At 39.9% G+C, this 23,312-nt stretch carries 26 protein-coding genes, 1 tRNA gene and 1 riboswitch; of the genes, 19 read left to right on the top strand and 8 right to left on the bottom strand.

Annotation, left to right across the window (positions count from 1 at the left end; all coding sequences use genetic code 11):
* Positions 1-125 precede the first annotated feature (125 nt).
* The 4 genes from NCCP133_RS01640 (at position 126) to NCCP133_RS01625 (ending at position 4,984) form a co-directional block, all read left to right on the top strand.
* Positions 126-2,006 (top strand): LTA synthase family protein, encoded by a 1,881-nt coding sequence (locus NCCP133_RS01640; RefSeq protein WP_264803222.1) that lies wholly within the window; start codon positions 126-128, stop codon positions 2,004-2,006.
* 97 nt (positions 2,007-2,103) lie between these two features.
* Positions 2,104-3,291, top strand: a complete 1,188-nt coding sequence (locus tag NCCP133_RS01635; protein ID WP_264803221.1) for a M14 family metallopeptidase — start codon at positions 2,104-2,106, stop codon at positions 3,289-3,291.
* 205 nt (positions 3,292-3,496) lie between these two features.
* Complete coding sequence (locus tag NCCP133_RS01630; RefSeq protein ID WP_264803220.1) at positions 3,497-4,645, top strand: hypothetical protein; 1,149 nt, start codon at positions 3,497-3,499, stop codon at positions 4,643-4,645.
* 24 nt (positions 4,646-4,669) lie between these two features.
* On the top strand, positions 4,670-4,984 hold the full coding sequence (locus NCCP133_RS01625; protein WP_264803219.1) for an MTH1187 family thiamine-binding protein: 315 nt from the start codon (positions 4,670-4,672) through the stop codon (positions 4,982-4,984).
* Between the two features lie 40 nt (positions 4,985-5,024).
* Here the strand turns inward: NCCP133_RS01625 and NCCP133_RS01620 are convergent, their stop codons facing one another.
* Both NCCP133_RS01620 and NCCP133_RS01615 read right to left on the bottom strand, forming a co-directional pair.
* Complete coding sequence (locus NCCP133_RS01620) at positions 5,025-5,198, bottom strand: DUF2759 domain-containing protein (protein ID WP_264803218.1); 174 nt, start codon at positions 5,196-5,198, stop codon at positions 5,025-5,027.
* 123 nt (positions 5,199-5,321) lie between these two features.
* On the bottom strand, positions 5,322-5,798 hold the full coding sequence (locus NCCP133_RS01615; protein WP_264803217.1) for a hypothetical protein: 477 nt from the start codon (positions 5,796-5,798) through the stop codon (positions 5,322-5,324).
* A gap of 100 nt (positions 5,799-5,898) precedes the next feature.
* On the opposite strand from NCCP133_RS01615, the gene NCCP133_RS01610 reads away from it, so the two are divergent.
* Both NCCP133_RS01610 and NCCP133_RS01605 read left to right on the top strand, forming a co-directional pair.
* A complete protein-coding gene (locus NCCP133_RS01610) occupies positions 5,899-6,534 on the top strand; it encodes an MBL fold metallo-hydrolase (protein ID WP_264803216.1) in 636 nt (211 codons plus the stop codon).
* Between the two features lie 335 nt (positions 6,535-6,869).
* On the top strand, positions 6,870-7,940 hold the full coding sequence (locus NCCP133_RS01605; RefSeq protein WP_264803215.1) for a class I SAM-dependent methyltransferase: 1,071 nt from the start codon (positions 6,870-6,872) through the stop codon (positions 7,938-7,940).
* 67 nt (positions 7,941-8,007) lie between these two features.
* Here the strand turns inward: NCCP133_RS01605 and NCCP133_RS01600 are convergent, their stop codons facing one another.
* From NCCP133_RS01600 to NCCP133_RS01590, 3 genes are all read right to left on the bottom strand, one after another.
* The gene (locus tag NCCP133_RS01600; protein WP_264803214.1) at positions 8,008-8,253 is read right to left on the bottom strand and encodes a DUF2626 domain-containing protein; all 246 of its coding nucleotides are present in this window, start codon (positions 8,251-8,253) and stop codon (positions 8,008-8,010) included.
* A 166-nt stretch (positions 8,254-8,419) separates the two neighbouring features.
* Positions 8,420-9,118, bottom strand: a complete 699-nt coding sequence (locus NCCP133_RS01595) for a helix-turn-helix transcriptional regulator (protein ID WP_264803213.1) — start codon at positions 9,116-9,118, stop codon at positions 8,420-8,422.
* Between the two features lie 422 nt (positions 9,119-9,540).
* Positions 9,541-9,612, bottom strand: a tRNA-Gln gene (locus tag NCCP133_RS01590).
* A 161-nt stretch (positions 9,613-9,773) separates the two neighbouring features.
* Between NCCP133_RS01590 and comGA the strand changes: the two genes are divergently transcribed.
* The 9 genes from comGA to NCCP133_RS01545 all read left to right on the top strand — a co-directional run bounded on the left by comGA (position 9,774) and on the right by NCCP133_RS01545 (position 14,542).
* Complete coding sequence (comGA, locus tag NCCP133_RS01585) at positions 9,774-10,844, top strand: competence type IV pilus ATPase ComGA (RefSeq protein ID WP_264803212.1); 1,071 nt, start codon at positions 9,774-9,776, stop codon at positions 10,842-10,844.
* On the top strand, positions 10,825-11,862 hold the full coding sequence (gene comGB / locus NCCP133_RS01580) for a competence type IV pilus assembly protein ComGB (protein ID WP_309298025.1): 1,038 nt from the start codon (positions 10,825-10,827) through the stop codon (positions 11,860-11,862). The genes comGA and comGB overlap by 20 nt, the downstream gene beginning before the upstream one ends.
* Positions 11,862-12,215 carry a competence type IV pilus major pilin ComGC gene (gene comGC / locus NCCP133_RS01575; protein ID WP_264803211.1) on the top strand — a complete coding sequence of 118 codons (354 nt, stop codon included), beginning with the start codon at positions 11,862-11,864 and terminating at the stop codon, positions 12,213-12,215. Before comGB ends, comGC begins: the two co-directional genes overlap by 1 nt.
* Positions 12,212-12,652: a competence type IV pilus minor pilin ComGD gene (comGD, locus tag NCCP133_RS01570; protein WP_264803210.1), complete on the top strand. Its 441-nt coding sequence runs from the start codon at positions 12,212-12,214 to the stop codon at positions 12,650-12,652. The genes comGC and comGD overlap by 4 nt, the downstream gene beginning before the upstream one ends.
* On the top strand, positions 12,636-12,965 hold the full coding sequence (locus NCCP133_RS01565; protein WP_264803209.1) for a phosphatase: 330 nt from the start codon (positions 12,636-12,638) through the stop codon (positions 12,963-12,965). The genes comGD and NCCP133_RS01565 overlap by 17 nt, the downstream gene beginning before the upstream one ends.
* On the top strand, positions 12,916-13,395 hold the full coding sequence (comGF, locus tag NCCP133_RS01560) for a competence type IV pilus minor pilin ComGF (protein WP_264803208.1): 480 nt from the start codon (positions 12,916-12,918) through the stop codon (positions 13,393-13,395). The genes NCCP133_RS01565 and comGF overlap by 50 nt, the downstream gene beginning before the upstream one ends.
* Positions 13,385-13,768: a competence type IV pilus minor pilin ComGG gene (comGG, locus tag NCCP133_RS01555; protein WP_264803207.1), complete on the top strand. Its 384-nt coding sequence runs from the start codon at positions 13,385-13,387 to the stop codon at positions 13,766-13,768. The genes comGF and comGG overlap by 11 nt, the downstream gene beginning before the upstream one ends.
* A 13-nt stretch (positions 13,769-13,781) precedes the next feature.
* Positions 13,782-14,279 (top strand): shikimate kinase, encoded by a 498-nt coding sequence (locus NCCP133_RS01550; RefSeq protein ID WP_264803206.1) that lies wholly within the window; start codon positions 13,782-13,784, stop codon positions 14,277-14,279.
* A 77-nt stretch (positions 14,280-14,356) separates the two neighbouring features.
* Positions 14,357-14,542 carry a YqzE family protein gene (locus NCCP133_RS01545; RefSeq protein WP_264803205.1) on the top strand — a complete coding sequence of 62 codons (186 nt, stop codon included), beginning with the start codon at positions 14,357-14,359 and terminating at the stop codon, positions 14,540-14,542.
* Positions 14,543-14,580: 38 nt separating this feature from the next.
* Here the strand turns inward: NCCP133_RS01545 and NCCP133_RS01540 are convergent, their stop codons facing one another.
* Positions 14,581-15,375: a YqhG family protein gene (locus NCCP133_RS01540; RefSeq protein ID WP_264803204.1), complete on the bottom strand. Its 795-nt coding sequence runs from the start codon at positions 15,373-15,375 to the stop codon at positions 14,581-14,583.
* The gene (locus NCCP133_RS01535; RefSeq protein ID WP_264803203.1) at positions 15,353-17,041 is read right to left on the bottom strand and encodes a DEAD/DEAH box helicase; all 1,689 of its coding nucleotides are present in this window, start codon (positions 17,039-17,041) and stop codon (positions 15,353-15,355) included. Before NCCP133_RS01535 ends, NCCP133_RS01540 begins: the two co-directional genes overlap by 23 nt.
* A 178-nt stretch (positions 17,042-17,219) precedes the next feature.
* A riboswitch (glycine riboswitch) is annotated at positions 17,220-17,308 on the top strand.
* Positions 17,309-17,466: 158 nt separating this feature from the next.
* Between NCCP133_RS01535 and gcvT the strand changes: the two genes are divergently transcribed.
* From gcvT to gcvPB, 3 genes are read left to right on the top strand one after another with little or no spacing between them, the layout of a single operon-like run.
* Positions 17,467-18,573 carry a glycine cleavage system aminomethyltransferase GcvT gene (gene gcvT / locus NCCP133_RS01530; protein WP_264803202.1) on the top strand — a complete coding sequence of 369 codons (1,107 nt, stop codon included), beginning with the start codon at positions 17,467-17,469 and terminating at the stop codon, positions 18,571-18,573.
* 16 nt (positions 18,574-18,589) lie between these two features.
* Entirely contained in the window at positions 18,590-19,936 is a 1,347-nt protein-coding gene (gene gcvPA, locus NCCP133_RS01525) for an aminomethyl-transferring glycine dehydrogenase subunit GcvPA (protein ID WP_264803201.1), read from the top strand.
* Entirely contained in the window at positions 19,929-21,389 is a 1,461-nt protein-coding gene (gene gcvPB, locus NCCP133_RS01520) for an aminomethyl-transferring glycine dehydrogenase subunit GcvPB (protein ID WP_264803200.1), read from the top strand. Before gcvPA ends, gcvPB begins: the two co-directional genes overlap by 8 nt.
* 269 nt (positions 21,390-21,658) lie before the next feature.
* Here the strand turns inward: gcvPB and NCCP133_RS01515 are convergent, their stop codons facing one another.
* On the bottom strand, positions 21,659-22,042 hold the full coding sequence (locus NCCP133_RS01515; RefSeq protein WP_264803199.1) for a rhodanese-like domain-containing protein: 384 nt from the start codon (positions 22,040-22,042) through the stop codon (positions 21,659-21,661).
* A 181-nt stretch (positions 22,043-22,223) separates the two neighbouring features.
* Here NCCP133_RS01515 and NCCP133_RS01510 point away from each other — a divergent pair, with 181 nt between their 5' ends.
* Complete coding sequence (locus tag NCCP133_RS01510; protein WP_264803198.1) at positions 22,224-23,060, top strand: lipoate--protein ligase family protein; 837 nt, start codon at positions 22,224-22,226, stop codon at positions 23,058-23,060.
* The last annotated feature ends 252 nt before the right edge of the window (positions 23,061-23,312 follow it).

Below are 23,312 nucleotides of genomic sequence, written 5' to 3'. Positions count from 1 at the left end.
TACTAATAAAATTCAGATTATCAAGTATTAAGGTTTTAGAGGTGAAATATATTTTACTTATTATATGAAAAAATGGCTGATTGCTTTGTTTTTCTTCCAAAAGATTAGGGAGGTAGAAATCAATCATGAGGAAAAAGAAATGGCCAAACCTCTCACTGATTATCATTGCGACAGTACTGCTTTGGCTTAAAACATATATTGTCTATAAAACAAGCTTTGAAATCAAGATTGAAAATTGGAAACAGGAATTCATTTTGCTTCTTAATCCGTTAAGCTTTATACTGCTAACCCTTGGATTAGGGTTGTTTATGAAAAAAAATAAGCAAAGACGATATATCTTGATTTCCAGTTTTATTATTTCCGCAGTGTTATTTGCCAATGTGGTTTTTTACAGATTTTTTAATGACTTTTTAACGATTCCAGTGCTTTTCCAGGCGAGCAATATGAGTGATTTGGGAAGCAGTGTAAGCGAACTTTTAAATTGGAATGATTTTCTATATTTTACTGACTTTGCAGTCCTGGTTTTACTGATTTCCTTAAAACCTCGGTTGGCTCCTTATCGGCCTGCATCCAAAATATATCAGAGGGTATACTTTTTAGCTGCAATCGCCATTGGGTTCTTTAATCTTGCCTTAGCGGAAACCGAACGTCCTCAGCTGCTGACAAGAACATTTGACAGAGAAATGCTTGTTAAGAACATTGGAACCTATAATTATCATATCTATGATCTTTTCCTTCAAACTAAGTCATCAGCCCAAAGGGCATTTGCAGATGGAAGTGAACTTGCTGACATAAAAAATTATGTATCAACCAAATATAAAAAGCCGGATGAAAAGATGTTTGGAATTGCGGAAGGAAAAAACGTAATCCTGATATCCATGGAATCTACCCAGAATTTTGTCATCAATGAAATGGTAAATGAACAGGAAATTACCCCATTTTTGAATGATTTTATAAAGGAAAGCTATTATTTTGACAATTTTTATCATCAGACTGCTCAGGGAAAAACGTCAGACTCCGAATTTCTCCTGGATAATTCGCTGTATCCGCTAAGCCGTGGTGCTGTTTTCTTCACCCATTCAGGGAACGAATACCATGCCACACCGGAAATTCTAAAAGATAAAGGGTATTTCGCAGCATCCCTTCATGCAAATAACAAAAGTTTTTGGAATAGGGATCTTATGTATAAAGGTTTTGGATATGATCGTTTTTATTCATTGCCGGATTATCAGGTAAACAATGAAAATTCAGTCGGCTGGGGCTTAAAGGACATCCACTTCTTTGAGCAATCTGTTAAGCATTTAAGAGAAATGCCAAAGCCTTTTTATGCAAAATTCATTACCCTGACTAATCACTTTCCCTTTGAATTAGGGGAAGACGATCAGTTTATTGAGCCATATCATTCTGCAGACAAAACAGTAAATAATTATATTCCCACAGTTCGATATCAGGATGAAGCACTAAAAATTTTTATCGAGCGGTTAAAAGAAGAAGATTTATACGAAGGTTCAATTATCATTCTATACGGAGACCATTATGGAATTTCCGAAAACCATAATGAAGCGATGGGAGAGCTTCTCGGGAAAGACGTAACGCCGTTTGTCAGTGCTCAGCTTCAAAAAGTGCCGTTAATCATTCATATCCCGGGGCACAAAGGGAAAACGATTTCCAATGTTTCCGGTCAAATCGACCTTAAACCAACGATTCTACACCTTTTAGGAGTGGATACAAAAGGATCTATTGAATTTGGCACCGACTTATTTGCCAAAAATAAAATGGATCTAGCAGTATTGCGTGACGGAAGCTTTATAACGAAAAATCATGTTTATACAAAAGGGATCTGTTATGAAAAAGATACAGGACAGTCTGCAGATAAATCTTTATGTGAACCCTATATGGAGAAGGCAAAGAATGAGCTTGAATATTCAGATAAAATTATCTATGGAGATTTGCTGAGGTTCTATGAAGGAGCAGATCCGAAATCTGCAATGGATAATAGCCAATAGCCTGAAAGCCTGCGGTTTTGCAGGCTTTTTCTGCGGAAAAACAGTCATCTTTTCTCAATTATTTCATAAGATTGAAACGATGGAAAGGGGGAGAAAGATGAAAGTCAAAGTCCGGTCCGGAGATTCGTTATGGTATTACAGCCAGCTCTTCATGATACCGATTAGCCTTATAGTTGATTCAAATCCAAGTGTAAATCCCTCATCGCTGCAGATTGGACAGGAGGTTAACATTCCTGGCTTCACCCTGAAAAACTATACAGTAAAAAAGGGAGATACTCTTTGGAAGCTAAGCTCTTCCAGAAACCTGTCCATAGATGCTCTTCTGCTGATTAATCAAACCCTTAATCCAGATCGTCTTACTGTAGGGACAGTTGCAAAGCTTCCAAAGCGGGTCATTTCACCGATTGTGGAAGGCAGGAGAGATTATGACTATCAGGATTTAACAGCTGATCTATCCGCTTTGGCTGATATCTATCCTTTTATAAAGTTAAATCCGATTGGTAACAGTGTTCTTGGGAAGCCGATTCAGGAAGTTCGGCTGGGAAGGGGAAGTAAAAAAGTTCATATAAATGCTTCCTTCCATGCAAACGAGTGGATTACTACACCAATTTTAATGGCTTTATTAAATAGCTTCCTTTTATCCCTGACCAATGAAAGGCCAATTAGAGGCTTGGCAACGATGCCTCAATATAATTCTGTCGATCTTTCCATTGTGCCAATGGTTAACCCGGATGGCGTTGATCTTGTTATAAATGGGCCACCCCCAGAAGCAAGGGAACAGGTTATTGAAATTAATCGGGGCAGCACTGATTTTTCCGGCTGGAAGGCAAACATTAGAGGGGTTGATTTAAATAACCAATTCCCTGCCAAATGGGACTTTGAAAAAGAAAGGTCTGAACAAGATGCTCCTGCGCCTAGAGACTACCTTGGGGAGGCGCCGTTAACAGAAGCGGAAGCAATCGCTATGGCTGACCTTGCAAGAACCAGCCAATTCGATAGAATGCTTGCATTCCATACACAGGGATCTGAGTTCTATTGGGGTTATGAGGGAATGGAGCCCCCAGAATCGCAAGTGATTGCTGCTGAATTCGAACGGGTCAGCGGCTATAGAGCAGTACAGTATATAGACAGTTTTGCCGGCTATAAGGATTGGTTTATACAGGAGTTCAGAAAGCCGGGGTTCACGATCGAATTGGGAAGAGGAATCAACCCATTGCCTTTATCCCAGTATGATGAAATATATGAAGAGGTCCTTGGTATTTTCCTGGCTTCGCTCTATATGTAAAATATATTTACCAGGATGCCAGCTTCTGTATTGTAATTTAATTTCTTAGAGATTAAAATAACTATCATATTATTAGCGCATGAAGTTCAGCCGTTTTCCAGCTGATGCCGGAAAAACGGCTTTTTCCTATTAAAAAATCGTTTATATTTGAAACGTTTTTACGTTATTTACGTACTCATATATAGGTAGAGAAGGAGGTGCGGATTTGAAAAATTTAAAAATTACATATAAATGCAGGTTTCTTTTTTGGTTCCTGTTATTCATCGTAGTGATCACAGCCTGTGAACAAACAGAAAAGACCGAGATTCTTCGGGAATCAAAACAGGAGCAGCCAAGCCCTGATGAGTCCGCACCTCCTGCCGATGACCAGAAAGCCATGCTAGTGCCTATCAAAGATATTAATGGGGAGTTTCAGGGAGCAAATGGATGGCTCAGCAATGAAAAGATTGTTTACACTGTAAATGCGGGCACCGGATCAAGTGTGTATATATATGACCTGTTTTCTGGAAGCCAAAGCCTCTTTTATAAATCATCTGCTCCTATCGTAGCGGTTACAGTCAGCCCAAATGGAAAATATGTGCTGATCCGTTCATCCCCAGGGACATACGAAAGTAATTTGACCGTTGTTAAAGAGAATGGAGAAGCTGTCTTAGATAAAAGTCTTTCTGCATTTGATCTTGCAGTTGAATGGAATCCGTATAAAGAAGAATCCCTTTTTGTTTCCTCCTTTACAGAGGATTGGGATTTTACGTCCTACCATTTGGATATCAAGACAGGCAATCTTGAAGAAATTGAAATAAAGGAGCCATTTGCCAAATGGGCGGATGAAAACAATTTATTATATCTTGCATGGGACAGTGATAATCCGTCTTTATTCGCGCCTATGATAAAGCGGCAGATTAGTGGAGATAATGAAACAGAGATCCTGGAGAATATTTTCCAATTTGATTCTGAAAAAAATAGAGTAATGACTATAACCGTTTCCTCAGATGAACCGGACCAGGCTGTCTATACATTTATGGATAATCGCTTTCAAAAGCAATCGGTTTTGGCTGTGCCGCATTTAACAAGATTCTCTGATTGGCTTGTCCCTTATTATGACTGGGCAGGAGATCAATTCATCACATTTCAGCCTCTTTATAGTGCTGACAGTGATACGTATGCAGGAGACTTTCAGCTTATTTCCTTCAATACGAATGAAGGGGTTAAGGATATCTTGATAGAGGGAATGGAAAATACCCCCATTAGCTGCTCCCCAAATGGAAAAACATGCCTGGCAGGTTTTTATCTGGAGGAAGTCATCATGCTTGATAGCAAAGACAAGGTACCGCTTTTGGAAAATGAACAAATTTAACAAAACTCAAAAAGGAGTCTGAATATGGCAATCGCAGATGTGACAGTGATCCCAATAGGAACAAAAACGCCAAGTGTCAGCAGTCATGTTGCTGATATACAGCGAGTACTAAAGAAATATGAAGAAAGCGGAAAAATCCGTTTTCAATTAACACCCATGAACACGATTATTGAAGGAGAACTTCCTGTTTTATTTGAAGTGATTCAAGCGATGCATGAAGTCCCATTTGAAAATGGGCTAATGAGAGTGGCAACGAACATCCGAATTGATGATAGGCGGGATGTAAAAAGAAAAATGGAAGAAAAAGTTCAAAGCGTTGAAACCTATCTAAATAGCTAAAAAATAAAAGGGCTGCCCGTGAAGGGAGCCCTTTTATTTTTTAATGGACAGCTGGATATCCGCTATTGATTAAAGTCATTACAGAGAACCATCCGAAGACAGCTAGTGTTCCTACAGCAAAAACCAAACCTAGGAAGTTCTTGTTTTTAAGTGCACTAACTGCACCAAATGCTGCTAGAACTGCGACTAATGCAAAGATGATAGGTAGTCCCATTCATATAGCCCCCTTTATTTCGTGATCAGCAGGCAAACGCCAAATCAAAAATCATTTTTTAGGTTATATACCCTGTATGTAATGCACAAGTATACATTCATACTTATTTTATATTTTTTTTTTCTATTTGTCGAGGTCTAAAAATGACACTTGTATGTCATATGCATTTGCTATGCCAATAATCAATTCCTTTAGGTGAAGTTCTGCAAAATACATAGGCTTTACATTGTCTTCCTTTCCTGTAAAAACTAAATGTTCCTGGAACTGATATTTGGCCATTTGAATATTTTCTTTTACTCCGCCAGAGATCACGAAGGCGCAAAGCAGTTCTGAGAACAAATAGAATCCGCTTTTAGATTCTATCCCGAAGTCATCAAAAGTTTCTCCCTTTTCTCCATTTATTATGTAATAAAGCAATGAAAAATCTTCAAATAACGCAGCATCCATTAGAGCGCTTTGGGCAAATTGGGCATCCTCTTTTTTCTCGAATAAAAAAATGTTTTTTTGCAATTCGGACAAGCGGGTTTCATTTTTTATGAATTCAATGAACTCCGGTAATTCTTCAATAATATGGTTTGCTTCTACTCCAAAAACTTTCATTTTTTTTCTCCTTTATCAAAGGTATAATCATTCCATTTAATTTTATATCTATGTTAGTGTAGAATAAAAGGGAACTCATTCATCAAACGGAGGTGGCAGGATGGAATGGAATCAAATTCCGATAGGCCCGTTGCAAACGAACTGTTATGTACTATCGAATGAAAATAAAGCATGCTTAATTTTTGATCCAGGTGAAGAAAGCACGAAGCTAAGCAGTTTTATCAGACAAAAGGGGTTAAAGCCTCTTGCTGTAATTCTAACACATGCCCACTTTGACCATATTGGGGCGGTAGACGATATTAGAGGGGAATTCAGCATCCCTGTATACATACATGAAAAAGAGGCATCCTGGCTTACAGATCCAGCTTTGAACGGATCGCATCTTTTCAGGATCGGCAAGCTGATAAAAGCCAAGCCTGCCGATCATATTATAACAGCGGAACAAGAGTTGAGCATCGGTGAATTTACATTTTCGGTTTTTGAAACACCAGGACACTCTCCAGGGAGCATCTCTCTTTATTTTAGAGAAGCAGAGCTGGCATTTGCAGGTGATGCCTTATTTAATGGCAGCATTGGCCGTACTGACTTGCCGGGCGGGAACCATCAGCAGCTTCTGGATAGCATCCACAGCAAGCTTCTTGCTTTGCCTGAAGAAACGATTGTACTGCCTGGACATGGACCTCCTACGACCATTGGCCAGGAGATGGACTCGAATCCATTTCTAAATGGCTTTTAAGAAGATGTGAGGGATTCCTCAAAAGAATATTTGGCTATTTCATGCTTATTCAAATACCTGAAACACTGCCTGCTACGAAAGTTTGAAACACCTGTTTTTTTGCGGAAATCAAGGGAGGAAAAATAAATTAAAAAATATATAGAAAAGCCCTTCTCGAAAGTGAGAAGGGCTTTTCTAAGGGGATGTTTTATTCATATAATGGGAGGGAATATAGTAAGCTACTGCTTTAACAATATAATACCGAAAACACTATGTCAATAGTGGAAAGAGGATAAAACTTAGACTTTAACAGCAGTATATTTTTTACATATTACCACAGGGAAAAAGGAGTGAGTATGCTGGATTTTTTAATTGATTATATAAAGAATGCTCCCTTAAAAATGATTAGCTATGCAGAGTATATGGAGCAGGCCCTTTACCATCCCGAATATGGATACTATAAGAAAAATAAAACGAAAATCGGCCCTGAAGGAGATTTTATCACTTCAAGCAATATTTCAGATATTTATGGAAGGACCGTGGCAAAATGGTTCTACAAGGAAGCCTTAAACCATCGTCTTCCATATCAGGTCTGTGAAATAGGGGGGGGGAACGGCCGCTTTGCGAAGGCGTTTATTGAAGAGTGGAACTTGATATCAAGCGATAAGCTGCATTATTACATTTTAGAAACAAGCCCTTATCACCGCCAGCTCCAGAGGGAGCAGATTTCATTTTCTGAAAATATTAGGCAAATTGAAAGCTTGAATAAAATATCCCCGTTTAAAGGAATGATTTTCTTAAATGAATTATTTGATGCCCTTCCTGTACATGTGATTGAAAAGACGAGGGAAGGATTGTCTGAGATAATGGTAACTATTAATGAGGGACAGCTGACAGAAATTGCTGTGCCTTTAAAAGATAAGGCTATTAAGTTATATCTTGAAGAGAGCGGCTTAGTGTTAAGCGGCAGGCAAAGAATTGAAATTCCCCTGAATATGGAACCAATGATCAAAGATATAGCTGATACACTGGACCAAGGCATGGTGTTAACAGTGGATTATGGATATACCAATGAAGAGTGGGGAGAGCCAGCCAGAAGAGATGGAAGCCTCAGAGGATACTACAGGCATATGCAATTCAATAATATTCTGGAGCGTCCGGGGGAAATGGACATTACCAGCCATATCCATTTTGACTCATTAATCCGAATAGGTGAGAAACATGGCCTGCAATACGTTTTTAAAATGAGGCAGGATGAGTTCTTGCTTTCTGCAGGTATACTGGAAGATTTAGAAAGCCATAATGACCCTAATCCATTTTCAGAGAAAAGTAAAAGAAACAGGGCAATCAGAAGCCTTATTATGCCTTCCGGAATCAGTTCGGCATTTCATATCGCCCTACAATATAAAAGAATGAATGCAAAATAAAAAAGCGATGAAAATTCATCGCTTTTTTATTTTGTATTTTGTATTGATGCTTATTGTACGTGAGCTATTAGTGGCCGCCCGCGCCTGGTGTCATCATAAAAGTTGACCAGTAAGTGAAGCCTACGAAGAAAACTGTTAAGTACGCTCCAAAAACATAAATATACATACGTTCGGAAAGCTTTAAGTAGCTTAAAAGCAGGAAAAATCCTGTTTGACCGAAGAAAATTAGGGACGTTGTATACATGTCGCCTAGATAAAGCATGACGGCGAAAATTCCCGTCCAGAATCCTAATACTCTGTACATACGATCCATATGTATCCCTCCTTTTACCCTTACAAGTCCATCACTACAATATTATAAAGTAAATGCTTGTGAAAAGTAAATAATGGTTTCTAAATAGTGTTGAAAAGAGCTGGGAAAAGCAAGCCCATGCTATGATTTGCTTACATTTTCCCGGCATTTATGTCCAGATCGCCATTTAATTTCCAACAATTGCCTGGTAGGAGCATGCGTCGCAGCCTGTCAGCATATTTTGTTTTTCCACAAGCTGAATGGAATCAAACAGACTTTCAAACATTCCCTGTAAAAATTCGAAATGCATAGTGCAGACTGATTCTGCATGTTTGGTAGCTATCTCTTTGAATGGACAGTTGTAAATTTGGAAATAAACTTTCGTTTTTTCTTCGTTTGTGTCAAATTCCGGGTGAAAGCCGGACATGTTGGCAGCATGTTTTAAAATATTTAATTTCTGGTCAAAGGTAAGTTCTTCACAGCCGGAAAATCTTTTGAGCTCCTGGTCGATCAACTCACTGCCAAACTTTTTGCCTGTAGCATATAGGGCCTTTCTGCCTTCTTCTCCTAATTCGAGCATGGTTTCCATTGCAATTTTGGCAAGAAGCTGATAATCCCTATAAGGAAAATGCAGCTGGACTACATCATCAGATAAACGATAAAGCCGGCTTGGCCTTCCGCCCTTGCCAGTCTTTTTTGTTTGAGAAACGAGCATATTTACATCTTCCAGCTTAGACAAATGCAGTCTTGCAACGTTGGGATGGATGCTGAAGTTATCTGCGATTTCCTGAACCGTAACATCTTGATGCCTTTTTGTAATGTATTGATAAATATAATAGCGGGTTGGATCGGATAACACATTTGTAATTTTTAATGTCTGTTCCATTTTATTGTCACCCCAAAAGGTATTTTTAATGCTGTCTTGAAAGAAGCTTCCCTATTTTTAAAGATTTGTCAATTCATAAAGGGCATTAACGGAAGCTCTCGCTAATATCAGCTAAAATCCTGATTTGTGTTTGGCTGTTCACTTTCTCCCATTATAATACAGGCGAAGCAGGTTAACACTGTAATCACTATAAGTTTAGAAAATGTTCACATTTAATGTTTTAGCGAATATAGTTTATAACTGTGCAATTATTATACATATAATATATATTACTTGTAATGAATAAATCATTGTGAGTTGAAAGAGATGAGCCAACTGCAGAAAAGAGATGCCGATGCCTTCAATGTATGAGCAGAAAAGAGAAGCGAATGCAGACGAAATAAAAAAGAGGGAGCAAAATCGGCTCCCTCTCAGCAAAATAACTGGGCTAGCAGGATTCGAACCTACGCATGACGGAGTCAAAGTCCGTTGCCTTACCGCTTGGCTATAGCCCATCGAGCAAATATTTGGTTTTCTGCTTGTTACGGTAAATATTTTTAGTAAGCATGATCATTTTTATTCACAAATTCGTCAAATTTTTTTGCAGCAATATGCAGGAAAACCGAAAAAATTGCCGAATTTTATCCTTAACTAAAAAAAGGTGGTGTTAAAATTATTGAGCACAATAGAAAGAATGGCAGAGCGGATCATTAAAGATGCCGTTAGGAGCCATGCCTCAGACATTCATATTACTCCTCGCAAGAAAGACACGCTCATCCAATTAAGGTTTGGCAGCAAACTGATCCCGAGACTTTATCTTCCCAAAGAAGAATGTGACAGGCTCATATCCCATTTTAAGTTTTCGGCATCAATGGATATTGGAGAAAAGAGGCGGCCGCAAAGCGGAGCATATTCTCTTGAAGTCGATGGGCAATTGATAGGACTGCGTTTTTCCACTCTCCCATCCACCCACAATGAAAGCCTTGTAATTCGAATCCTCCCCCAGCAGGAACAAATTCCTTTCTTTCAAATCAGTCTATTTCCAAATATGACCAGAAAAATGCTGGCGCTGCTAAAACACGCTCATGGTCTAATTATATTCACCGGACCGACAGGCAGCGGTAAAACGACAACTTTATATTCCTTATTAAATGAAACCTCCCACATGTTTCATAGAAATGTAATTACACTCGAAGATCCAATCGAAAAAGAAAATGACATGGTGCTTCAAGTTCAAGTAAATGAGAAAGCAGGTGTATCGTATGCTGCTGGTTTAAAGGCAATCTTGCGTCATGACCCAGATATCATTATGGTTGGAGAAATCCGAGATGCAGAAACTGCGAAGATCGCTGTAAGGGCTGCTCTGACAGGCCACCTTGTATTGAGTACTATGCATACAAGAGATGCGAAAGGGGCTGTGTACCGATTGGCAGAGTTTGGGGTTAATATGCTGGAGATTGAGCAGACGCTTGTAGCCGTTACTGCCCAGCGGCTGGTTGAACTGAATTGTCCATACTGCAAGGGGGAATGTTCGCCATATTGTTACGGGTATGGGAGGTGGAAAAGGGCAAGTGTATTTGAACTCCTGGCTGGGCGTGCCCTGAATGCTTCGATAAAAGAAGCGAGGGGAGAGATGTGCGATGTTAAATACCGAACTTTAAAAGAAGTTATCACAAAGGGAATTGCACTTGGCTATATTAAGGAATCGGAATACAGCAGGTGGGTACATGACCATGAATCAATCTAAATGGACAATCCAGGAACAAGGCTGCTTTTTGAAAAAAACCGGAGAATTGCTGTCTAGGGGATATCCTCTTTCGGAAGCACTGGAATCTCTGGTGCACCAGCTCCCCAGCAAGAGAAAACAAGAGATAGCCCGATGCCTTTCCGAGTTGAAAGAGGGCTACCCATTTTATCAAATTCTTTCTAACATGAATTTTAATAAAAGCCTAATAGGATATGTGTTTTTTGCAGAGCAGCATGGAGGTCTGGCTTCCGCCTTCCTTGAAGGGAGTGAAATGATTTTAAAAAGAGGGAGAGATGCAGAAAAGCTGAAAAAGATGATGGCGTACCCTCTCTTCCTGATGATGATTACTTCTTTGCTTTTTCTCTTTGTGGATCATATATTATTGCCCCGTTTTTCTTCATTATTTGTTTCCATGAAACTGCAGCCTAACTTCTTTACAAGAATGGTTTACCTTTTTGGTGACATTCTCCCTATCTTTATCATGGTAATTTTTTTGATTATCATGGTTCTCCTGGTTTACTATATTTTCAGGTTTCGACAGCAGTCACATCTTGACCAGAAGCGGAAAATTGTCGGAATCCCTATAGCTGGCCCTTATTTTCGTTTGTATTATACTCATTTTTTTGCTGTCCAGCTTAGCTACCTATTATCCGGCGGACTCTCTGTTTATGAATCTTTAAGTTTATTTGAACAAAATGATAAACAGCCATTCTACAAAGGAATAGGACAAGTCATTAAGATTCATTTGCGCAAGGGAGATAAGCTGGAAGACATTTTAAGGGATTTTCCATTTTTTGAAAAAGAATTACCGAACATCATCCGGCATGGCCAGAAAAATGGACGGCTTGATCAGGAGTTAATCTTTTTTAGCCGGCATTGCCTTAGCCTGCTTGAGGAAAAAACAGAGAAACTCCTCAAAGTGATTCAGCCGCTTTTGTACTTGTTTATTGGCTTTTTAATAGTTTCTATGTATTTGGCAGTATTGCTGCCCATGTTTCATCTATTGGAGGGATTTTAATGAAAATAAAAAAAATCAAGAATGAAAAAGGGTTTACGCTAATCGAAATGATGATTGTACTGCTGGTTATTTCGGTGCTTTTAATCATAACGATACCTAATGTGACCAAGCATAATTCGAAAATTAACAGCAAGGGCTGTGAGGCTTTTATGCAAATGGTCCAAGCACAGGTGCAGGCTTATGAAATTGATAAAAAAGAGCATCCGACCACTATACAGCAGTTAGTTGAAGAGGAATACCTTAATTCTGATGCCACCTCATGTCCGAATGGGGATGAAATTAAGATTAGAGACGGAAAAGTAGATCTTGCAGCTTCTGCTGTTAATCCAATAACAGAATCGCTAGAATCATGATAAAAAACCAAAAAGGCTTTACCCTTCTTGAATCCCTTTTTGTCCTCAGCATATTCCTCATCATTGCCACTATTACAGCTGTTTTGATCAAACCTCATTTCATCTACTTTGAAAAACAGATGTTCTTTACACAATTAAAAGCTGACCTTTTATTTGCCCAACAGTATGCCATTACCCATCAGACAGAAGTGATTGTCCAATTTGCACCAGACCAGCAAATGTATAGCGCACATACAAAGATAGGTTCCCGTCCGGTTGTTATCCGCGAATACTCGAAAATATTTGAGGTCAAGAAAGGAACAATGCCTTTGTATTTTCAGTACGGGCCAGGGGGTAATACGAATAAATTCGGCAGCTTCTATATCAGTGCTGGGGAGGAGCGGTATCAGATTACTTTTTTAATTGGGCAGGGGAGATTTTATGTGGCGAAGGAATGATGGTTTCTTTATGGCTGAACTGCTGCTTTCATTATCAGCCTGGCTGATTGTAGCGGGGGTCTTTTTTCCCCTTATTTTAGGTGCAATTATGCACTCTTTAGAGATAAAACAGGATTTTGAAAGCACGCAGCTTCTCTATGAAACCCTACAGCAATCTGTGGTCAGCGAACCCATCTCTACGGCTAAAAATGTGGAGATAAATAAATCTGAATATCAGCTGATAATAAAAGAAGGCTCAGGAATGACGGAGGTTTGTGTAAGGTATGAAGATGTTCTTCATAAAGCCAAAGAAAAATGTGATGTTCTTCAATAACAAAGGTTTTACCATGCTTGAGATGCTTTTTGCTTTTTCAATCTTTTTAATCCTAGCATCTTTTTTGCCGCTAAGTTTCCGCTTTCTCTTCCATGATTGGGGTTTGGATGAGAGAACCCAGCGACTTGAGTGGGCTGTGTTTATCAATCAGATGAAAAAAGAAGTCAGGCTTGCTGATGACGCTGAAGTTTTCGAAAGCAGAGTCACATTGAAAGTCGCAGGGCAGAATGTTTCCTATGAAAAATATGGTTCTAATTTACGCAGGCGAGTGGATTTGAAAGGCCATGAAGTTGTTTTGCAGAAGATTGATTCTGTCTCTTTTACTAGAATAAACGGAGGTTTGAAAATGGTTGTGAAAGATATATTTGGGGAGGAATATTCCGCTTCCCTTTATCACTATGCGGATTGGGACATTTCAGATGTGCCGTAACGAAAATGGTTTTGTCTATCCCCTTACTTTTATTATCATTCTTGCTGTTTTATTTTTGCTGACAATTCAACTTGAACAATATCTTTCTGAAAAAAGACTGTTCGGTGAAGCAGAAACAATCTTGAAGCAGGAATATTACTTGTTAAGCTCAGTCAAGAAAACAGAAAACGTCTTAAACAAGCAGAAAGAATATGATATTTCTGGGTCCTATTATTACAAACATGGGCATGTTTCATACAGTACATCGCCTCTGGCGACAACTTTATATCAAATCACTTTTAAAGCGAAGATCGGCTCTAATTCCGTAATCACTGCTTATGCTTACTATGACACCGATTTGAAAAAAGTGATAAAATGGATTGAAAAAAACTGATTGGGGAAATAAAATGAAATCAATTTACTTAATCGGCTTCATGGGTGCAGGAAAGACCACGATAGGCAGGGAACTGGCAGCTTTTTTGAATAAGGAAGTAATTGATACGGATGAGGAAATCGTTAAACAGGAGAATAAGAGCATTAATGACATTTTTGCCGAACAAGGCGAAGAATATTTCAGAAGGCTCGAAACAAAGATGCTGCGAGACCTAAGTGAAAGGGATGCAATTATTACAACAGGGGGCGGGATTGTGGTTAAGTCTGAAAACAGGGAAGCCCTAAAAGAAAATGGGAATGTGTTTTTTCTATATGCAACGCCTGAGGAAATATTTAAGCGGCTGGAAAATGACCGATCCAGGCCATTGTTGGAAGGCGATAAGATGACGCTTATCCATGAGCTTTATAATGATCGAATGCCTTTATACAGAGAGGCAGCGAACGTGATGATCGATACGACAAATAAGGAAAACACAGACATTATTAAAGAAATTATTAAATGTTTAGATTAATTTCGCCTGGACATACTTGTAAAAGAAAGGTCATCATACACATTGAGGACCCAGCGGAAAAAGGCAGGTGTGTCTAGATGAAATCGAATGAATATATAAAATATATTACACAGACAGTAGTTAAATACATTGATCAGCCTAAGGATGAAAGAAAAAGGCACCGGATGGAGAAAAAAGACTTGAAAGGGCCTTTTTTATTCAGGTGGTTTGGCGTCCTTCCTTACATTTTTTACTTTGGGCTGAGAAATAAAAAGCATAAATAGCAAAAAACCGGCAGAGAACACCGGTTTTTTGCCTTCTATTAGACAGCGCTATCAGTGAGATAAAAGAGGCCGCCATTTATAATGGAAATATTTATTTTAGGTTCATACTGCTCTTTAAGGGCAGTTTTTTCCGTTTCATAGCTTTCGCCTTTCTCTTCAGCATCCTCATAAAAATGCTCCAGCAAATTAAGATCTTTTTGCCAGCGCATACGGGCATCATCAGCCCACGTGTGCTCTTCTTGCTCAATCCCCATCTTTAATATATTCGCTACTCTTGATACTCCGCTTTTCGGCATAATAAGCGGAGACAGTGTAAATGAATAATCAGGAATCTTAGGTGTTAAATTCATTCCAAGGAGCTTGTCATGGAAGTCTTCCACCATTTGCCCGTTGATTAATTGCAGGCCAATCGATTTGAAAACATCCCTTTTCCGGTCGCATTGGTATGAAATGCGGACATTCATTCCCAGCCAAGGCCTCAATGGCGTTTGCTGGCCGCGAGGACTAGAGTGATTCTCGTAAAGTCTGATATATCCAGCAAGATTTCGGGCCGACTCGAATATCTGATGCAGGCGAGGGGAGCCGAAATGAATGACTTCTCCTTTAATATGGTCAGGCGCTGCTTGCTGATTGGTAATAAGAGTCAGCTGCATAGGGTTGGGGATGCCGCCTGTCTTCTCAAGATAATGCCAATAAAATGGCCGGTTCATGAGCTCCTTGTCCAGTTCAATTGTAAGCTGGACTGTCATATATCCAGAGCCTTTATCGACAATTTCGCATCCATTTGCGTGAAAATATCTCTCAAGAAACTTATGAATTTCCTGTTGCTGCATTCAGTCCACCCTCTTTCATATCCTCTGCAAATTGAATCATACTTGTTAAATTTTCCATTTTAATTCTCATTTCGCCTTCTGATGAAGATTTTCCGAAAATGTCCACCAGGTGATCGTCAATGCTGCCAAATTCAAGCCTTGTTAAAATATCATCTAAATCCCCAATCACTTTCTCAAAAAGGTGAATTTTTTCATATAGGAGTTTTAAAACATGCTCTTCGACTGTATCTTTCGTGGCGAAATTATAAATCATGACATCCTTTTCCTGGCCGAGACGATGGATACGGCCGATCCTTTGCTCGAGTCGCATTGGGTTCCATGGTAGGTCAAAATTAATGATATGATTGCAAAATTGGAGGTTTATTCCCTCCCCGCCTGCTTCTGTTGCTATGAGAACCTGTGCATTCTTTTGGAAAAGCTCTCTCATCCAATCTTTCTTGCCGCGTTTAAATCCGCCTCTAAAAGGAACAGAGGTGATGCTATGCTGTTTTAAAAACCATTGCAGATACATTTGGGTTGCGCGGTATTCTGTAAAAATAATAACTTTATCATTTATTTTTTGAATTAACTCAAGCGCTTTTTGTGCTTTTGAATTTTGCTGAACGGCTTCTACCTTTGAAACAAGGTATTGGATTTGCTCCTTGAAAGCTTGAGAAGGCTCTTCCTTTCTCTTGAGCATGTTCTGCAGGGTAAAGTAAACAGCTTCCCTGCTGCTGCAGGCTTCCCTCTGCAGAGTCATCACTGAAAACTGGCTGGAACTCACCCAATCGCCTTCTCCACGCAATTCAGTTACAGCTTCATATAACTCCCGCTCAGCCTGTGAAAATTCAATTGGAATTGTATCCACATGTCTTTTGGTCCACTCAATTCCTGTGTCTGCCCTGCGGTTCCGAATCATCACTTTATTGACGAGCTCCTTTAAATGTTCGTCACCATTCAATGAGCGCGAATCTTTTTTATAGCTTTCATAAAAAGCTGTCTCATTGCCAAGATGTCCAGGTTTAAGCAGAGACACCAGATTGAATATCTCACTGATCCGGTTTTGGATAGGGGTTGCCGTCAGCAATAGGCAAAATTTCTTTTTTAAATTTTGCACAAACTCATAGTTTTTTGTTTTATTATTTTTAAGCTTGTGAGCTTCATCAATAATGATTAAGTCGTAATCCAGGCTGTAGATAATGTCGCGATGGGGATTGCGTTTGGCGGTATCAATGGATGAAACGACAACGTCACATTGCTCCCAAACATAACTTTTCCGCTGGGCGACAGCAGGAATGAAAAATTTGCTGTTCAGCTCCATGGCCCATTGAGATACAAGAGAAGCCGGCACTAGAATCAGAACTTTCTTTACCAAGCCTCTGATCATATATTCTTTTAATATTAATCCTGCCTCAATAGTCTTTCCAAGACCAACCTCATCAGCCAGGATAGCTTTTCCGTTCATGCTTTCAACCACCTGTTTGGCTACTTCAAGCTGATGGGGGAGCGGAGTAAGATTAGGCAGGTGTTTTGGAGCCTGCAGACCTTCAAACTCAGGAATGATTGTATGATTTTCCACCTCAAGAGCCAATTTATAAAGCTCCCAATTTCCCCAGGGACCATCATCTTCTATTCTCTTTAAAAATTCATCCTGCCAGGAAGAATCAAAGTCAATATGCACCGTCATAAAAACAGCTCCTTTTATCTATATAAAGATATTGCCCAAACCGGGTTTAGGTGGTAGGATGATAATAGCTTTGAAAGTTTAGAAAGTTAACACATTACATTTAGTTAACCGAAATAATGGAGTCACTATTTTCTGTTTGGTATAAGTATGACCAACTTGGAAAATTTTATAAATGCGAATGATTACAAGGGGAGAGACTACATTTGTAGCGCCGAAGGAGCAAGCAAAACCTGTGAATCTCTCAGGCAAAAGAACTCTTGTTTGACGCAGCTCTGGAGAGTGCTCACTAGTGGAGCCACCCAAGGGGAAAGCCGGTTTCGGTAAACTTTCAGGTGCAAGGACAGAGATCTTCTCAAAAACGAGGAGAACTCTGTCCTTTTTTATGTTCCTAGACCAATTAAAAAGAATATAAGGGGGACGAGTAAATGTCACAGTTAAAACGCACACCTTTATATGAGGTGTACAAAGATTATGGAGCAAAAACCATCGATTTTGGAGGCTGGGACCTTCCTGTACATTTTTCAAGCATCAAAGAAGAACATGAAGCAGTCCGTACGAAAGCTGGCCTTTTTGATGTATCCCATATGGGGGAAATCGAAGTGAAAGGGACAGACAGCCTTGCTTACCTTCAAAAAATGATGACAAATGATGTTTCAAAATTAAAGAGCTCAGGTGCTCAATACACAGCCATGTGTTATGAAAATGGCGGAACTGTTGATGATTTACTTGTCTATAAAATAGAAGATGACCATTACCTGCTGGTTGTAAATGCATCCAATATTGAAAAGGACTTCAACTGGCTTCAAGATCATGTTAAAGGCAATGTAGAATTAAAAAATCTATCTGAAGATATGGCACAGCTTGCCCTTCAGGGTCCGCTTGCAGAAAAGGTGCTTCAAAAACTTGCTAAAAGCATAGACCTGGCGGAAATCGGCTTCTTCAAATTCCAGCAGAATGTTGAGCTGAACGGCAAGAATGCCCTTGTTTCCAGAACAGGCTATACGGGAGAAGATGGCTTTGAAGTATATTGTGATGCCAAGGATGCAGTGGCATTGTGGAAGGGAATTCTTGAAGCCGGCAAAGAAGATGGTGTACTTCCATGCGGTCTTGGCTCCAGGGATACACTTCGATTTGAAGCAAATCTTGCTCTATATGGCCAGGAATTATCCCCTGATATTTCACCGCTTGAAGCAGGAGTCGGGTTTGCTGTCAAAGTGAATAAAGAAGCTGATTTTATTGGCAAAGAAGTGCTGAAGCAGCAAAAGGAAAATGGCGTACCTCGAAAACTGGTAGGCATTGAAATGATTGACCGTGGAATTCCGCGTCATGGCTACCCTGTTTATAAAGGAGAAGAGCTTATCGGGGAAGTGACGACAGGCACCCAATCTCCAACATTAAAGAAAAATATTGGCCTTGCACTGCTTAAAAAAGAACATGCTGAGCTTGGTGCAGAAGTGGAAGTGGAAATCCGCGGCAAACGTTTAAAAGCTAGTATTGCAGCAACACCTTTCTATAAAAAAGAAAAAAATTAAGCGGGGGGAGAAAACGATGAAACATCGCTATTTACCGATGACAGAGTCTGATCAGAAATCAATGCTGGAAACAATCGGGGTTAATTCTGTTGAAGAACTCTTCAGTGATATTCCTGAAAACGTAAGGTTTAAAGGCGAATATAAAATTAAGCCGGCGAAATCTGAAACAGCCCTAATGAAAGAGCTTACTCGAATGGCTCAGAAAAATGCCGATCTGCGTTCAAATACATCTTTCCTTGGAGCAGGAGTATATGATCATTACATGCCTGTCATTGTTGATCATGTATTGTCCCGTTCAGAATTTTATACTGCCTACACCCCATATCAGCCTGAAATCTCACAGGGGGAACTTCAGGCGATCTTTGAATTCCAGACGATGATCTGTGAATTAACGGGAATGGATGTAGCCAATTCCTCCATGTATGATGGCGGAACAGCTCTTGCTGAAGCTGCAATGCTTAGTGCTGGGAGCACACGCCGTAAGAAAGTCCTGGTCTCAAGTGCGGTTCATCCTGAATCCAAGGAAGTTGTTAAAACTTACGCGAAGGGCCAATACATCGAGGTAGTGGAAATATCTCAAAAAGATGGTGTAACAGATCTTGAAGCTTTGAAAGAAATGATTGGCGATGATATAGCAGCTGTAATTGTCCAGTACCCTAACTTTTTCGGAAGGGTGGAACCTTTAAAAGAGCTTGAAGAAATCGTCCATGCTCATAAATCCATGTTTGTTGTCTCAAGCAATCCGCTGTCCCTAGGTGCCTTAACGCCTCCTGGGAAATTTGGTGCAGACATTGTTGTAGGAGATGCACAGCCTTTCGGAATTCCGACAGCTTTTGGCGGTCCGCATTGCGGGTATTTTGCTGTAACATCGAAATTGATGAGAAAAGTGCCTGGCCGCCTAGTTGGCCAAACAGTAGATGATCAGGGCCGCCGCGGTTTTGTTCTGACGCTTCAAGCCCGTGAACAGCATATCCGCCGTGATAAAGCAACATCCAATATTTGTTCCAATCAGGCATTAAATGCTCTTGCAGCCTCAGTTGCCATGACCGCTCTTGGAAAAAAAGGCGTTAAGGAAATGGCCATTTCCAATGTGCAAAAGGCCCATTATGCCAAACAGCAATTTAAGGCAAATGGTTTTGAAATTGCATTTGAAGGCCCTTCTTTCAATGAGTTTGTCATCAAGCTGAATAAGCCGGTGAAAGAAGTTAACCAGAACCTTCTTGAAAAAGACATTATTGGCGGATATGACTTGGGCAGAGATTTTGCTGATCTGGAAAACCATATGCTTGTTGTTGTAACCGAGTTAAGAACAAAAGAAGAAATAGATGCATTTGTTAAAGAAATGGGGGATTACCATGCATAAGGAAGATCAGCCACTCATCTTTGAATTAAGCACGAAAGGCCGTATCGGTTATAGTCTGCCTGAAATGGATGTTCCTGAAACAGATTTAAGCGAGCTTCTTCCTGAAGGCTACTTAAGAGAAAAAGAGCCTGAGCTGCCGGAAGTATCCGAGCTTGATATCATGCGCCACTATACGGCTCTCTCTAAACGTAACCATGGAGTTGATTCCGGATTCTATCCATTAGGATCATGTACGATGAAGTACAACCCTAAGATCAATGAGAATGTTGCCCGCTTTAACGGTTTTGCTCATATCCACCCTCTTCAGGATGAAAGTTCTGTCCAAGGTGCATTGGAATTATTGTATGATTTGCAGGAGCATTTAATTGAAATTACGGGGATGGATGAAGTAACGCTGCAGCCGGCTGCAGGTGCTCACGGAGAGTGGACTGGATTAATGATGATCCGTGCTTACCATGAAGCAAATGGCGATACTAAGCGTACGAAAGTCATTGTTCCTGACTCTGCCCATGGAACAAACCCAGCGTCTGCAACGGTTGCAGGCTTCGAAACAGTAACAGTTAAATCGAATGAAAATGGATTAGTAGATATAGATGATCTTAGAAGAGTGGTTGGCGAAGATACGGCTGCCCTTATGCTCACAAACCCGAATACATTGGGCCTATTTGAAGAAAATATCCTTGAAATGGCTGAGATTGTCCACGGTGCTGGAGGTAAGCTTTACTATGACGGTGCGAATCTGAATGCTGTACTATCAAAAGCGCGACCTGGAGATATGGGATTTGACGTCGTTCACCTTAACCTTCATAAGACCTTTACAGGCCCGCATGGCGGAGGCGGACCGGGATCCGGTCCTGTAGGTGTTAAAGAAGATCTTATTCCATACCTTCCAAAGCCTGTGTTAGTTAAAAAAGGTGATCAGTATGAATTTGATTATGACCGTCCGCAATCAATCGGCCGTGTGAAGCCTTATTACGGAAACTTTGGTATCAATGTGCGTGCATACACATATATCCGCACAATGGGCCCAGATGGACTTAAGGCTGTAACAGAGTATGCCGTATTGAATGCAAACTATATGATGAGAAGGCTTGCACCATTCTTTGACCTTCCATTTGACAGACATTGCAAGCATGAATTCGTCTTGAGCGGAAAGCGCCAGAAGAAGCTGGGTGTCCGTACACTCGATATTGCCAAACGTCTTCTTGACTTTGGCTATCATCCGCCAACCATCTACTTCCCGCTAAATGTAGAAGAGTGTATCATGATCGAACCGACTGAGACAGAATCAAAGGAAACATTGGATGCCTTCGTTGATGCCATGATCCAAATTGCAAAAGAAGCCGAGGAAAACCCTGAAATCGTGCAGGAAGCTCCTCATACAACAGTAATCGGCCGCCTTGACGAAACAATGGCAGCACGCAAGCCTGTGCTTTGCTATCAAAGGCAATAATATGTAAAAGAGTGTCCTAATGGGCACTCTTTTTTGTGTCTTAAACGCTTTATTATGAATTATGGGAAGAAATTAAAAGATTCGGGATTAAAGTAGGGGATTTGGGGAATGAACGCGAAAAACTCGGGAATAGAAAAAATTGGGGAAATAAGCAGAAAAATGAGGGAATAGATGTCTAATATGAAGGAAAAAGGACCTTTGCAGCAGTTTTTTTGATTCTAAATAATCAAGAGACCCTGCCAAGAGTGGAAGGGCCTAAAATATTGCTATTATTTTTTCGCTTTCACTTTGCCGGACCATTTTTTAAATCCGCCCTGCAGGTGTGAAAGGTCTTTATAGCCTCTTCGATGCAAAAACTGGGCAGCCCTCGCACTTCTCATCCCGCTCTGGCAATATATATAGACAGGCTTGTCCGAACGCAGTTCTTTCATGCGCATCTTCATTTGTGAAAGCGGGATATTTCGCGCACCTAGGATGTGGCCGTTTTCAAATTCATTAGGTTCACGGACATCAATTAATTGTGCTTTTCTATAACCTTCACGAAACTGGTTTTCAGTAAGCGTTTTAACAATCCTGCGCTGATAAAGCCAGGTAACGACAGAATAGGTAATAATTGCACCTAAAATGATCAGAATGAAATAAAGTGTTTCCAATATGTCTTTCTCCTTTCACACTTAGCTAAGCCAACTTTATTATATAAGCCATTCGTTATGGGAGTAAAGGGAATCTGTTAAATTTATTTTGGAAATTCAACTTGCTTTGAATTTTGCATGAATTTTGGTAGACTATTAACCGCATGTAAGTGGTTAAAGAATCTGAAAATGAGGGTTACATATGACTAAAGAAGTTTGGCGTTTTATTGATTCAGGAGAGGGATCTCCCTCTTTTAATATGGCTTTGGATGAAGCCCTTCTCGATTGGAACAGTGAGGGCAAAATGCCTCCGGTCATTCGATTTTATGGCTGGAATCCTGCTACCCTTTCAATCGGTTACTTCCAAAAGGTTGAGAAAGAAATAGATATGGAGGCTGTAAAGAAGCATGGCTTGGGATTTGTACGCCGGCCTACAGGAGGCAGGGGTGTTCTGCATGAACATGAACTTACATACAGTGTAATTGTTCCTGAAGCGCACTCTAATATGCCGAAGACGGTAACAGAGGCTTACAGAGTCATTTCAGAAGGAATACTGAAAGGTTTTCATGCCCTTGAAATGGAGGCTTATTTTGCTGTTCCTAAAACAGCTGAGGAAAGGGATTCTCTAAAAAATCCGCGCTCCGCTGTTTGTTTTGATGCCCCGAGCTGGTATGAGCTTGTTGTAGAGGGGCGAAAGGTAGCTGGAAGTGCCCAAACGAGGCAAAAAGGGGTAATCCTGCAGCATGGCTCCATTTTGCTTGATTTGGATGAAGACAAGCTTTTTAGCTTATTTAAGTATCCTAACGAAAGAGTAAAAGAGAGGATGCAGAAAGCGTTTAAAAATAAAGCTGTTGCCATGAATGAACTGACAACTGAAAAAATTACGCTAGCCCAAGCTAAGAAAGCATTCAAAAAAGGTTTTGAAGAAGGCCTGAATATTGAACTGGAACCATATGAGCTGACAGCTGAAGAAATGGATTACGTTGAAAAAATTGCTAAAGAGCGGTATGAAAATGATGATTGGAATTATAAGAGATAAAAGCGGCCCTGTCGCTTTTTTCTTTTATAATGAATATTTTGCCAATTTAAATATACAAAAAGTGCAAGTCTCGAAATTTATGAAAATTTATCGTTATTTGTCTTAAACCTGTCATTCCCTCTTGTTTTCTTTAAAATCTAGTATTTTTTAAGTTTGACAAAAACAAATCCACTTCACTTCAACCACAATATGTAGTGGTGTCGAAAATAATTTAAACACTATATGTTGATTTTGGGGTTTGAGGTATGGTAA

It is taken from the genome of Cytobacillus sp. NCCP-133, from assembly GCF_026011715.1.
In the GTDB taxonomy this organism is placed as follows: domain Bacteria; phylum Bacillota; class Bacilli; order Bacillales; family Cytobacillaceae; genus Cytobacillus.
Note: the sequence above shows the minus strand (reverse complement) of the source record. Positions and strands in the feature narration are given on the sequence as shown.